This is a genomic window from Paenibacillus solisilvae (assembly GCF_042656405.1).
In the GTDB taxonomy this organism is placed as follows: Bacteria; Bacillota; Bacilli; order Paenibacillales; family Paenibacillaceae; genus Paenibacillus_Z; species Paenibacillus_Z solisilvae.
Map to the genome: position 1 here is coordinate 178,031 of NZ_JBHSOW010000015.1, position 12,486 is coordinate 190,516.

Consider the following 12,486-nt stretch of genomic DNA (forward strand, 5'->3'; position numbering starts at 1 on the left):
ATTATCGTCATACAGAAAATACTTGTTTTCCAGCTTTATAGGTTTGTTGAATAAATATTCTGTTCTCCGCTTGGACAAAAACGACCAAATCGGCCGGTGCCCCCACCGCTAATCCTTGCTGTGAGGGAAGGTCCATGAACGCGGCCGGGCGTACCGAAGCCATGTCCCAAGCTTCCCCGAGCCCTGCAAGTCCCCGTCGGACCAAATGATAGATTGCATGCGGAAGCAGCTGGACTGAGCCCGCCAGAAGCTTTGGGTTGTCCGCAATGTGCAGTCTGCCCTCGGGCGTCAATACGATGCTTCCTCCAATGTGACTCTTATAAGCTCCGGGCTCCATACCGCTTAAATAAACGGCGTCACTAACGAGAAGCGCCCGCTCCCCCTTCGTTCGCAGCACGACCTTCAGCACGGAATCCGGCAAATGGAAGCCGTCCGCGATCACGCACGCAGCCAGCCCATCTTGGGATAGCTGCTCCCATAGATAGTTCGGATGGCGGGGAAGAGTGAGATGCGCACCATTGCCCAGGTGGGTCGACATGCGCGCCCCGGCTCGTACGGCTTCGGCAATTTGCTCCTCTGTCGCCGCGGTATGGCCTATGGAAACGGTAACGCCCTGTTCCACGCAGCGCTCGATAAACCGAGCAGCTTCCGGCCACTCGGGAGACAGCGTAATGATCTTGATGCGTCCCTCAGCAGCCTCCTGCCAGCGCTGGAACAACGACCAGTTCGGCGCTTTCACATAGCTTGCGCCGTGAGCTCCCCGGGGGCCGTCTTCTTTGGAAATAAACGGCCCCTCCAAATGAATGCCCGCCACCCCGGCATCTGATACGCTATCTGATTTACAAGCGTGTGCAATCGTTTGGAGCGCCTGACAGATTTCATCGTCCCCGTTGGTAATGACCGTCGGATAATATGAGGTTACCCCTTCTTTCCACAAAGCGCGTGTAACCTTCTCGACCGTCCTGTCCTGTAGGGGAACGGTATTGAAGTCGGTGCCGCTGTAACCGTTAATTTGAAGGTCAACCAATCCCGGACCGATCAAAGGAAGAGAATGATCGGCATCCTCCGGAGACTGTTGCCGGATGCCCTTGATGATTCCGTCTTCCACGCTTATAGTAACGGGTTCCCCTGTTTTGTAATGAACGCCCGAAATAACCGTTACGTTCTCTTGCATGCTTTCCATCTCCTAACTTCATTCACCGTAAGAATCCCTGTCTACATAGAGCGTGCAATCCGAGTGCCTGCGAAGTATTGTAGAAGGGCATTCCGTGGATATCGGACCGTTTAGCGTACGCTTAACGGCAGCCGCCTTGGTAACGCCAGGGACCATACAGAATAAGTGTGCTCCGGCAAAAAGAGCCGGAATCGTCAGCGTCAGCGCATGCGTGGGAACATCCGCCAAGGCACCGAAACAACCGTCGTTCACCTGCTGCTGCCTGCAGGCCAGATCGAGCTCGACGCTCTTCACGAGCGCTTCCTCTTCGAAATCGGCCACCGGCGGATCGTTGAACGCGATATGTCCGTTCTCCCCGATTCCCAGGCAGACGATATCGATCGGAGCCTCTTGGATGAGCCTTGAATAACGCTGACACTCCGCTTCGAAGTCGCTCGAGCTGTCGATCAAGTGGACTTCACCAGGCTTAACCTCGTCGAACAAGCCGCGGCACAGGAACGTTCCGAAGCGCTGCGGCGCATCCATCGGCAAAGCGATATATTCATCCATATGAAATGCAGTGACCCTGGACCAATCAATTCCTTCGATGGACTTCAGTGTGCTTAGAAATTCGTTTTGCGACGGTGCGGCGGCAAATACCATGCGAATCTGCCCCTTGCGCCCCAGCAGCTCCTTCATGGCGTTCGCCACATCGTATCCGGCGGCTTCCCCCAGCTCGCTTCGACTCGCGTACACTTGCACTTTCAAGCGGTCTACGGTTTCCGAGCGGATAGGCTCTATATTCATACTCATCAGAATGGTTCACCTCATCATGTAATTTTGTATCTCCCGGCGGATCCTGCTTTCAAGGGAAGGATCGAATGGACCCGGTAGCCCGAAAAAAGGGACAGAGCCCTTTGCCTCGTACCCTCCTTGAGCAAGCTGTTGACGTGTAGGGACATAGCCGATCATTCCATTGGTATACGCCATCGGAAGAATACTTCCACGAGAATTCTCTTTAATATAAAGCCCGTATTCGACAACCATCTCCGCATTAAACGTTATTAAAGATAACCCTTCTGCCAGTTGCAGCCAGGATATTTCCAGGGAAATGCCGGTTAGAGGAGAGGGTTCCTGAAAGGGCAGCTCCAAGGCGGAACTTCTGCTCTGGAGCACCGACGGGGCCAGCTCAGTCATCGGCCGCTGCACGATGCGAAATACGGTGTCGCTGAGCTGCTTTCCGAACCGTTCCACCTCAGCGCGGCTTCCCCTGTAGAACTGGCCTTCCTCAGCCAGATAAGGACGGATATCGCCGCAGCAGCCTTGCAAAAAGGCTCCTACTGCCTCTCCGCCAAAACCATCTTCGATCCGGTCCATCGCATACCCCGGAAACTCGGAGGATACCGCGTTATCATCCGTCGTTGTCGGATGGCAGGTATAATGAACAAATACGCTTTTTGTTCCACCGTTCAGCTTGAGGAATTGAATCACCGTCACTTCCTGGTCCACCGGCCCGGCTTCATTCGGAGCCATGAGGATTTCTCCGTCGGACTCCAGTCTCCGGTTCACGCCGATCCGGCAGGACTCGCTTCCTTTCTGAACGGTGACGGGCTCCACGGTCCGCAGAGCCTGCTCAGTGCCCAGGACCAGCCTCTCTTCCAGAAACTCCATATAGGCTTCATCTTTCATTCCAAGCGCCTCAACAAATCTTCCGCTCGTTTGCGGTCCGGAGTGCGTGTGTGTGGCGTGCAGCAGAACCGTATCGAATCCGAAGCGCTTGACAAGCTTAGGTCTGAGCTGCTCTACGAAGTCCGTTCCCCACCAGATCAGATCAGCCGAAACGAAGAGCACACTCATCCGCTTGCCTTCGGCATCGATCTGCTCAAAACAATGAATTCTCGAATACAACGGATGTACAACGGATTCAAAGCCATTCTTTCGATGGGCAAACCCGGCCAGCGGAACGGAGTGAACCGGGGTAATATCTATTTTAGCGGAACCAAGCAATAAAAGCGGCTTCATGCTAGACAACCTCCGTCTGCGCGTGGCCTGCCTCGGAATAAAGTTCGATGATCAGAAGCACATTCCGAATAATATGAAACGGGTCTTTCACGGGCAAAGCTACAACTTTATTTAAAGGTTGGCCGCTGCGTGCCCGGATTTGGATCCATTCCCGAACGTTTGGGTCCGGATGGGGGAACGTGCGGAATACATAATCATGCGTTTGTCTGTATAGTGACAGAAAATCCGGATCTCTTGTCTGCTCGTAAGCGAGCAAAGCGCTGTACAGCGCCTCCGAATGCGGCCACCAAAGCTTGGTATCCCAGGTATCCAGAATGAGCTGCTCATAAGGATCGCCCGTCCGAAGTCCCCCAGGTTTGCCGCCATCGCGATCGACAAAACGCAGTAACCCGCCTTCATGCGCATCCCATCCGAGTTTAAAGGCTTGCTTCACTACCGGAAGCGCGGCGTCGATGAGCTCCCTCCGTTTTAGACGCTCCGCCGCACTGATTACGAACCACATGCTCTCCAGTGTATGACCCGGATTCACATGCCGGCATAATACCGTATCAGGAACATCCCCTTCTTTTGGAAGCAGCTCAGCGATCCGGCCATCCGGCTGTCCGAACTGTCCGATAATTTGCTGCGCATACTCGAGACAATCGGACCGTATTCGGCTTTCTTCGGGATTCGCTAGCGACGCCAAAGCATCCATCAGTTGCTGAGAAATATTGAGCATGATCATGGCAACCGAATGAGACTTAAATCCTTCCGGAATCGGGTAGGGCTCGCTCCGGACATGATCACGCTGCAATCTGTCGCGAATTCGGTCATACAAACGGAGAGCATCCCCGGCTATGTCAGCTCGCCCGCTGACCCGAGCGTATTCTGAGAAGCCCAGAACGACAAAACAATCCGCATAAAAGCTCGTATCGTACCCCTGACCGGGGATGCTCTCCTTCTTTTCTCCTTCCTCCGTTAGAAGAAAGGCGCAATTGCCGTTGTCCAGAATCGCATTCCGTTTAAGAAAATCGACCGTCTTCCCAGCATGCTGCAAGAAGGCATCCGCGCTGCCGGGCAGCACTTTACGCTCACACAACCACGCGATCCGCGACCACAGCCAGATAAACCGGCCCTGCGACCAAGTATACTTATCTTTGCTCAGAAGCTCATTCCCATCATTGTTAAAGCACGTATACACCCCGCCGTGCCGCTCATCGAGCGCTTTCATCCAAAACGGAAGCAAATCCTGCAGAAGGTGGCTCTTATAAAATTCCCGCACCGCTTCTTTGTCCAGTCGTTCTGTCATCGAACTCCCTCCTATGCTTCTGGGTTGATTACAGTTTGTATTTCAGTCCGTTCTCATGCGGTGCCTCTTAACGAACATCCTCATTTAAGGAATTCAGCAATTGGTTGACCTTCGGAGCAACCGGCTTATTGCGATTGATGAGACCCAACCCTATAAACAGGATTGTAGATACCAGCACGGGAGACGCCACCAGGGTTGCTGTACTAACGATAAACACATATTTCACGAGGACGAAGGTAATAATGCCGGCTGCCCAAGAGACGATAGCTGCTTTCGAATCGCTATGCTTGAAAGATGGAAGCAGGCCAAGCAGCATCGGAATCGAGATCGGTCCGACGAGCGCTCCGAACCAGACGATGAGCAGGCTCAGGATTCCGCCGAAGGAAGCCGAATAAACCGCAATAATCAAAGTAAACACGATAAATGTCACCATCGCCACCCGGGCTACCACCAGTGCAGACTTCTCACTGAGGCCGCGGTATTTCTTCGAGATGACAGGCAGGATATCCCGCGTAATAACAGCCGTTATCGCGTTGGCGTCCGACGTCGTCATCGCCATCGTATGGGCGAACATCGAAGCCAGCACCAGTCCGATCAAACCATGCGGAAGCATTTCCATCGTCATCAACGAGTAGGACTGGGTCGGATCCTCCAGGCTCGGGTAAAAGAGCGGCGCCGCCCACATCGGGAAGAACAAGATCAATGGCCACACGAGATACAAAGCGCCGGAAAGAATAGCGGCCTTACGGGCATCGGAACCGCTCGGCGATGCGATGTAGCGCTGCGCCAAATTCCACGTTCCCCCGTTGTAACTCAGAAAGTCGATCAGTAAATAAGCGAGTACGAAACCTAGTGTGTAAGGTCCTACCAAAGGCTGACTGTGCGTGGCTGGCAGCTTATCCCAAATGCCGGTGATGGCTCCCACCCCGCCCAGCTTCGCGAGAATAATGACGAACATGGCCACGCCGGCAACCAATTGAACGATAAACTGGGCAAAATCCGTCCAGGCATCCGCCCATAAGCCGCCAATAGCCGAATATACAAGGGAAATGGCCCCGGATACCACGATCCCTACGACCATCGGTACATCCGCGAAGACGTTCAGGACGACGGCAATGGCCGCCCATTTGGCTCCTACATCGAACAGCTTCAGCAACACGCCGCTCCAGGCCATGAGCTGCTGAGTCGGCACATTGTACCTGGTGGACAAATACTCCATCGGCGATTCAATGTTAAGCCGCTGACGCAGCCGTGACCATCTAGGAGCGATAAAGAACGCGCCCACAAAAACCGCGATCGACACCGGAACCGCCCACCAAATGTAAAGCGTGAACCCGTACGTGTAAGCTACGCCGGCATAAGCAACGAATACGGCGGCGCTGTACCCCGACATATGGTGAGATATGCCCGACAGCCACCAAGGCATCTTCCCGCCCGCCGCGAAAAAATCCTGGGTGCCGCTGATTTGGCGGAAAGACCAAACCCCGATTCCGACCATAAGCAAAAAAAACAACCCTAAAACAATCCAATCCGCTGATGACATGAGCACATCTCCCTGTGATTGAGAATTTTTATTTAGTCCTAGTTAAGGACTAATACTAAGCTTACGGTAACACGGAATCATTTCTGCGTCAATAAATCTCACTTAAATCTCACTTAAATCTAACTTAAAGGGTACGGTTAACTCACATTTAAATCTTACTGAGGGGATATGTAGTAAGGATGACTTTAAAAAGTCGATTATTGTTTGTGAAAACGATGAGTAAACTATACCCATTATTACAACGAAAAATTCACGATCATTCATGAAATCGTGCGGGTGCTCGCGTATCATCGGATTCAGATAATAAGTGTCCCCGTTCGCGAGAACCTCTGTAAATAGAGTTATTGCTCGTCATTCTTACCTTGTCACCGCTGAATCTGCAGCCAGCTGCCGAGATCAGCCACTCTACCCTGGGACGACGCTTATCGCAGCGGCTCTACGAGAAGCCTAAAGCAGCTCTTTTGGGGAGCCCTACAAAAGTCAATATTTCTAAAACAAGAAAATAATCAAAGAAAAACGAGACTCCTAGAATCGCTTCTAAGGCTCGTTTCGCATGGAGGAAATCATTTTATAAGAGTGATCGGATCTCTTTTGGTAAAATTTTTATGCGGGTTGGCACGAGGTCTTCGCTTAGAAGTCCGATAAGAAAGAAAAAAAGCTGTTATTCCTTTTCAAAATCAAGGATAACAGCAAAGGCGGCTCCAACACTGGAGGAATAGACATTTGCTACAAACAGCAAGTTTGTTTTTTGCAAAGGGTATTTCAGAGATCGGTTTTCCATGGAAGCTCTCACGGCATTCCTAAAAATTTCCAACTTCTCGAACGGACTGTCCACGACGATATATTTGGGGTTGAGCAAAGTGATGATTTGCGAGACTGCAATTCCCACATATTCGCCGGATTCACGTATGATCTTGTCGAGAGCTAAATCTAGACCGTCTGCTTGATTCCACTGATTCAGAATGCTCCCTTCGAATTTTACACCTGGGTATTCTTTCAGTATTCGCCTGCGGATCGCAGGAAGGCTGACTAATGTCTCCAGGCAGCCCCTCTGGCCGCAGGTGCAGAGGGGACCATCTGCTTTAACGGGAAGATGGCCGATTTCCCCCGCACTCCAACTGGCACCGCTATAGATTTGACTATCCACTATGTGGGCTCCCCCCACCCCTTCATCAATACATAAATAGAAGGAATTGGTCAGCACCTCTTGTGGGACCACGGAAGAAGGGGCTATCGCTGAAGCTTTCACACTGTTGAGAACTTTGGACTTCGCCGGAAGCATGGAGTCCAGCCGTTCCTTCAGACGGACCTCCCTCCAGTTCAAGTGGGAGGAGAAGTGGACGACCCCCTCTACAGGGTCCACCAAGGCCGGTACGGCCAGCCCGATTCCAAGTACCTCAGGATACTTTTTCAATAACGTATTACACAGCTTCGCAAGCTCTTCAATGCTTCTGTCCGGGTCATTACCATCGACGGGCATCTGACCTTCCTCCAAGATCTTCGAGCAGTAGTCGGTAACCACGTATTTGCAGAACTCATTTTGAATCAGAATACCGATGGCTTTGTACGCTTCGGTCACCAAGCTCAGTTGAATTCGGGGACGGCCAATACCCGTTTGTTTCTCATCCATTCCGATTTCCTTGACGATACCGTCTTTTATAAATTTATCGATTATCAACGAAATCGTATTTTTGCTAAGGTCCAGCGCCTTTGCAATGTCTTGCCTAGAGATATACTGGTGATTACGCATTAGAGTTAACGTGCGTTTCTCGTTGTGTTGCCGTAACAAGGCGGTTCCTTTGTTCATAATTCATGCCATCCTTATGAATCAGATAGTGTATATTTTAATCTTGTTCAATAATAGCATAGTTAGAAAAAGATTGGGGAGAGAAAACCTCCAGGAGCGACGCGGAGAATGCATGATGCCCTATATGGAAGAATGTGGGGGTGAATCTCCCCTCTGTTTTCTTGCACCTTCGTGATGTCCTGGTCGACTACGAGGTCCCATAAATAAGCTTTCAAGTTATTGACATTGTTGCCATGAATCCTACTCTCCTTATGCAGCAATGGATGCTACTGAAAGCATTGCACGATCACCTGTTAGCTCTTCCTTCACGAGCATATAATTGACGATGCCGAAAGTCGGCTCCAGCAGGAATTTTCAGGACAGGTATACGGCGACCGGTGGGATCATCATGGGGTCAGAACAAGCGCCTGTATAAGTCGTTTCTCTCGGAATGGTCGGTTTAAGCAGCAGCGCCAGGCCTAAACCTAGCAGAATTCCGGTCGGCGCCGAGAGGATAATTTAACAGGATGCCGCGCTGGCACGATCGAAGGAAGTAACTGTTCCTAATAAAAACGCCAAGCCTTTAATCGGCTTGGCGTTTTTGTACATTAGACTAAAATAGTCCGATGCTTTACCCCTTCAGCTCCCGCAGCACATCCTCCAGAAACGGCCAGGTCCGCTCCACGGACGAGATCGACAGATGCTCGTCGGGCGTATGAATCTCGTACATGTTCGGCCCGAAGGAGATGGCGTCGAGGTCCGGCATCTTCTCGATCAAGACGCCGCATTCGAGGCCGGCATGGATCGCCTTGATCTCGATTAGCTTGCCGAAGAGCTTCTCGTACGCCGCTTGGAAGACGGGGCGCAGCTTGGAATCCGCGCGGTACGGCCAGCCCGGGAAGTAGTGATCCGTCCGGAACTCGCAGCCGACCGATTCGCCCAGCGTCTGCATCACGCGCACGACCTCGTCGACTTGCGAGCGCATCGAGCTGCGCGACAGGCTTTGCATGACGACATTCGTCTCGTTCACGGAGACGACGCCGAGATTGGAGGACGTGCGCACGAGGTTGCCGATCGCCTTGTCCATGCTCAGCACGCCGTTCGGGATGAGCGTCAGCAGCCGGATGACGGACGCCTTCACGTCTTCCGCGAACGCCCGGCCGGAGGAGGCGGCAGCGCCCGCTCCGCTGTTCGCGTCAAAACCGGCATGCAGCACGACCGTTACGCCTTTGTCGCTCGCTTGAAATTCATCCTTCAAGATCCGGTTGAGCTCGGCGATGCGGGCTTCCGCCGCCTGCTTGCCTTCGCCGCTCAGGTACACCGCCGCTTCCGCTTCGCGCGGAATTGCATTGACCTTCATCCCGCCGCTTACGCCCGCGAGATCGAAGGCCGTATGCCGGCGCAAGTCGTCCAGCACCCGACCGAGCAGCTTGTTGGCATTGGCCCGTTCGTGGATGATGTCGTCGCCGGAGTGTCCGCCCATCAAGCCCTGCACGCCGATCGTGTACGGCTCGCCCGAAGGCGCTTCTTTGTAGGCCAGCGCAACGGAGTGATACGCATTGATGCCGCCGGCGCTGCTGACGAACAGCACGCCTTCGCGATCGGAGTCGAAATTGATCATCATGCGGCCCTTCAGCCGGGAAGCGTCGAGATGGAACGCGCCGCCCATGCTCGTTTCCTCCTCCGTCGTCAGCAAAATCTCCAGCTCCGGATGCGCCATGTCCGGCGTATCGATGATCGTCAGCGCCGTCGCCACCGCGATGCCGTTGTCCGCGCCGAGCGTCGTGCCTTCCGCGTAGATCATGTCCCCGTCGATTTTGAAACGGATCGGGTCCTTGGTAAAGTCGTGCACGGTGTTTTTGTTCTTCTCGCACACCATGTCCAAGTGGCCTTGGAAAATGATCGTCGGCGCGTTCTCGTACCCGGGCGCCGCCGGCTTCCGGATGATCAGGTTGAATTTGTCGTCCTGAATCACCGCGCAGTTCCGCCGGCGCGCGAAATCCGCGACGTAATCGCTGATCGCCTTCTCGTTGCTCGATCCCCGGGGGATCTTGGAGAGCTCCTCGAAGAATTGCAGCACCCTGCTGTCGCCCGTATACACCTTGCCTGTCGAATCGCTCATATGTAAAAATCCTCCTTCTTGATTTGAGACGTATAGGTTCAGTTTAGCGCATGCGGACAATAAACGCTAAATAGGGTGATTGGTTTGCGTTTACCGACGGAGGTCGGGAAATGCAGCATTCACCCGTTTACCGACGGAGGTCGGGAAATGCAGCATTCACCCGTTTACAGATAAAACATTGACGCAGCTCGTCAGGCAGCTCGCGGCTCTTGCGGGCGGCCGCATCCATGGTGACACAGGTAACCGCAGCATCCGCGCATACGTCGCCTTGCTCATTGACAATCTCCTGCTTCAGCACATAGCTGGTTCTGCCTGCGCGCTCCGGCACTGTCCGCACCGTCAGCTTGTCCCCCTGCCGGCATTCCTTCCGGTAATTCACATTGATGTTGACGGTTACGGTTTGAATTCCCATAGCCAGAAAAGCGGCATAAGGCAGCTCAGCCTTCTCATACCACTCTTCCCGGCCCCATTCGAGATATTCCAAATATTTGGCGTTGTTGACATGGCCATTAACGTCGATTTCCGTAGAACGAACAATGATTTCGATTACAGCTTCCATGGTTGTTGGTCTCCTTCGGCATTTCTCAGATGCTTCCATGTTAGCCAGACCGGATTATTTTGTCAAAAGCAGCATAATCATAATTACCATTCCGCAAATGACCCGTCAGCATAATAAAGACGCGGAGTATCCCAATCTCCCGGATAGGCCCGCTCCAGCAGCGCTTCTTCGTTGATCTCAATGCCTAGGCCGGGACCTTCGGGCACCGCGATATAGCCATCCTGAATCTTGAACGCCTGGTTCAAATAGCCTTCTCCCAAATCCCAGCGTTCCGCCATGGACGGATGCTCCTGGATAAGGAAGTTCGGCGTACAGGCATCGAGCTGCAGGCAGGAGGCGAGTGAAATTGGACCCAGCGGATTATGCGGCGCGATAGAACCGTAATAAACTTCGGCCATTGCTGCGATTTTCCGAGCTTCGAATATTCCTCCGGCATGGCATAGATCCGGCTGCACAATGGCGATGGCTTGCTTCTCCAGCGCTTCCCTGAAGCCCCATCTGGTGAACAGCCGTTCGCCGGAAGCAATCGGTATCGTTGTCGATTGCGCAATGCGCACCAAAGTGTCCACATTCTCCGGTAATGCCGGCTCCTCGATGAACATCGGATAATAGGGCTCGAAGGCCTGTGCCAAGCGGATCGACATCGCGGGACTTACCCGCCCGTGAAAATCGATGGCCACATCCAGCCCGCTTCCGACAGCTTCGCGGATTGCAGCAAGCTTGGCTGTCTGGCCTTCCACGAATCGCAGCGTATCGACGTTATGAACCGGGGCATCCACGCCAATCTTGATCGCGTTGAAGCCAGCTTCTGTCTTGCGGACGGCATTAGCCGCCATTTCCTCCGGCGTCGCACCTCCGCAGTGGCTGTACATGCGTATCCGGTCACGGCATTTGCCGCCCAGCATTTCATAGACGGGCATATTGTAATATTTGCCCTTAATATCCCACAGCGCCTGCTCAATTCCGCTTATCGCACTAACTAGAACCGGTCCGCCCCTGTAGAAGGTTCCTCTGTACATGACCTGCCAATGATGCTCGATCCGGAGCGGATCTTCCCCGACAAGATACCGCTTCAATTCTTCAACAGCCGCCGCAACGGTTAGCGCCCGTCCTTCAACGATCGGTTCACCCCAGCCGCAAATACCTTCGTCGGTTTCGATTTTTAGAAACAACCATCGCGGCTTGACGTGAAACAGCTTCATATCCGTGATTTTCATAAACGATCTGTCTCCTTCGCTCCTAAGATCTCATGCTTTGTCAGCCCATACCGGGAGCAGCGCTCCCCCATCCATGTACAGCGTTGTGCCCGTTATATAACCGGCTTTGTCCGATGCCAGGTACACCGCCGCCTCGCCAACTTCTTCTGGAGCTGCAAATCGGCCCATCGGAATATGAGCAGATATAGCGTCGATGTGCCGCAGCGCCCGCTCATCCCGCTGTTTATCCAGCAGCGTATACCCCGGTGCTATTCCAACAACCCGAATTCCATAACCTGCCAGATCCAGCGCCATATTCTTCGTCAACTTGTTCACGCCCGCCTTGGCAGCTGCATAAACGGTCGAGTTGGACCACGTGCCCTGCGTATGATTGGAGCTGATGTGAATAATCACGCCCCTCGTACCCTGCTGGACCATAAGGCGTGCGGCACGCTGTCCGCAGAAATACAGTCCGCGCAAATTCGTATGGATCACCTCATCGAACATCTCCGGCGTCGTCTCAAGGAATGGCTTCATTCGCGTAATCCCCGAATTATCCACGTGAACATCCAAGCGTTCGAACCGCTCCGAGAAGCCTTCGAATAATGCAGAAACACCATCCATTGTGGAAATATCCGCCTGCACGGCTTCTGCCCGAACGCCAAGCGCCCTGATCTCCTCAACAACGGCAAGCGCCCGCTCTTCGCTTGTGTTATAGTTCACGCACACGTCGTAGCCCGCAGCCGCAAAGGACAGCGCGATTCCTTTGCCGATTCCTCTTCCTGATCCCGTGACCAAAGCGACCTTTCTCTCCATG

At 53.2% G+C, this 12,486-nt stretch carries 10 protein-coding genes; all 10 read right to left on the bottom strand.

Annotated features, from left to right (window positions below; translation table 11 throughout):
• Positions 1-7 precede the first annotated feature (7 nt).
• Positions 8-1,174, bottom strand: a complete 1,167-nt coding sequence (locus ACFPYJ_RS03565) for an N-acetylglucosamine-6-phosphate deacetylase (RefSeq protein WP_379186661.1) — start codon at positions 1,172-1,174, stop codon at positions 8-10.
• Between the two features lie 18 nt (positions 1,175-1,192).
• On the bottom strand, positions 1,193-1,966 hold the full coding sequence (locus tag ACFPYJ_RS03570; protein ID WP_379186662.1) for a glucosamine-6-phosphate deaminase: 774 nt from the start codon (positions 1,964-1,966) through the stop codon (positions 1,193-1,195).
• A gap of 9 nt (positions 1,967-1,975) precedes the next feature.
• Positions 1,976-3,175 carry a neutral/alkaline non-lysosomal ceramidase N-terminal domain-containing protein gene (locus ACFPYJ_RS03575; RefSeq protein ID WP_379186663.1) on the bottom strand — a complete coding sequence of 400 codons (1,200 nt, stop codon included), beginning with the start codon at positions 3,173-3,175 and terminating at the stop codon, positions 1,976-1,978.
• 1 nt (position 3,176) lies between these two features.
• Positions 3,177-4,463, bottom strand: a complete 1,287-nt coding sequence (locus ACFPYJ_RS03580) for an AGE family epimerase/isomerase (protein WP_379186664.1) — start codon at positions 4,461-4,463, stop codon at positions 3,177-3,179.
• A 67-nt stretch (positions 4,464-4,530) separates the two neighbouring features.
• Positions 4,531-6,006 carry a sodium:solute symporter family protein gene (locus ACFPYJ_RS03585; protein ID WP_379186665.1) on the bottom strand — a complete coding sequence of 492 codons (1,476 nt, stop codon included), beginning with the start codon at positions 6,004-6,006 and terminating at the stop codon, positions 4,531-4,533.
• Between the two features lie 661 nt (positions 6,007-6,667).
• Positions 6,668-7,813, bottom strand: coding sequence for an ROK family transcriptional regulator (locus tag ACFPYJ_RS03590; RefSeq protein ID WP_379186666.1), 1,146 nt, complete (start codon positions 7,811-7,813; stop codon positions 6,668-6,670).
• 610 nt (positions 7,814-8,423) lie between these two features.
• Positions 8,424-9,914 carry an aminoacyl-histidine dipeptidase gene (locus ACFPYJ_RS03595; protein WP_379186667.1) on the bottom strand — a complete coding sequence of 497 codons (1,491 nt, stop codon included), beginning with the start codon at positions 9,912-9,914 and terminating at the stop codon, positions 8,424-8,426.
• 127 nt (positions 9,915-10,041) lie between these two features.
• Positions 10,042-10,473: an acyl-CoA thioesterase gene (locus tag ACFPYJ_RS03600; protein WP_379186668.1), complete on the bottom strand. Its 432-nt coding sequence runs from the start codon at positions 10,471-10,473 to the stop codon at positions 10,042-10,044.
• An 83-nt stretch (positions 10,474-10,556) separates the two neighbouring features.
• Positions 10,557-11,690 (bottom strand): galactonate dehydratase, encoded by a 1,134-nt coding sequence (gene dgoD, locus ACFPYJ_RS03605; RefSeq protein ID WP_379186669.1) that lies wholly within the window; start codon positions 11,688-11,690, stop codon positions 10,557-10,559.
• A 30-nt stretch (positions 11,691-11,720) separates the two neighbouring features.
• Positions 11,721-12,485, bottom strand: coding sequence for an SDR family NAD(P)-dependent oxidoreductase (locus ACFPYJ_RS03610; RefSeq protein WP_379186670.1), 765 nt, complete (start codon positions 12,483-12,485; stop codon positions 11,721-11,723).
• Position 12,486: the final 1 nt, after the last annotated feature.

Bases quoted from the DNA above. Each gene is read 5' to 3' on its own strand.
- ACFPYJ_RS03565 (WP_379186661.1), bottom strand. From the start codon at position 1,174: ATGCAAGAGAACGTAACGGTTATTTCGGGCGTTCATTACAAAACAGGG.
- ACFPYJ_RS03570 (WP_379186662.1), bottom strand. From the start codon at position 1,966: ATGAGTATGAATATAGAGCCTATCCGCTCGGAAACCGTAGACCGCTTG.
- ACFPYJ_RS03575 (WP_379186663.1), bottom strand. From the start codon at position 3,175: ATGAAGCCGCTTTTATTGCTTGGTTCCGCTAAAATAGATATTACCCCG.
- ACFPYJ_RS03580 (WP_379186664.1), bottom strand. From the start codon at position 4,463: ATGACAGAACGACTGGACAAAGAAGCGGTGCGGGAATTTTATAAGAGC.
- ACFPYJ_RS03585 (WP_379186665.1), bottom strand. From the start codon at position 6,006: ATGTCATCAGCGGATTGGATTGTTTTAGGGTTGTTTTTTTTGCTTATG.
- ACFPYJ_RS03590 (WP_379186666.1), bottom strand. From the start codon at position 7,813: ATGAACAAAGGAACCGCCTTGTTACGGCAACACAACGAGAAACGCACG.
- ACFPYJ_RS03595 (WP_379186667.1), bottom strand. From the start codon at position 9,914: ATGAGCGATTCGACAGGCAAGGTGTATACGGGCGACAGCAGGGTGCTG.
- ACFPYJ_RS03600 (WP_379186668.1), bottom strand. From the start codon at position 10,473: ATGGAAGCTGTAATCGAAATCATTGTTCGTTCTACGGAAATCGACGTT.
- dgoD (WP_379186669.1), bottom strand. From the start codon at position 11,690: ATGAAAATCACGGATATGAAGCTGTTTCACGTCAAGCCGCGATGGTTG.
- ACFPYJ_RS03610 (WP_379186670.1), bottom strand. From the start codon at position 12,485: ATGGAGAGAAAGGTCGCTTTGGTCACGGGATCAGGAAGAGGAATCGGC.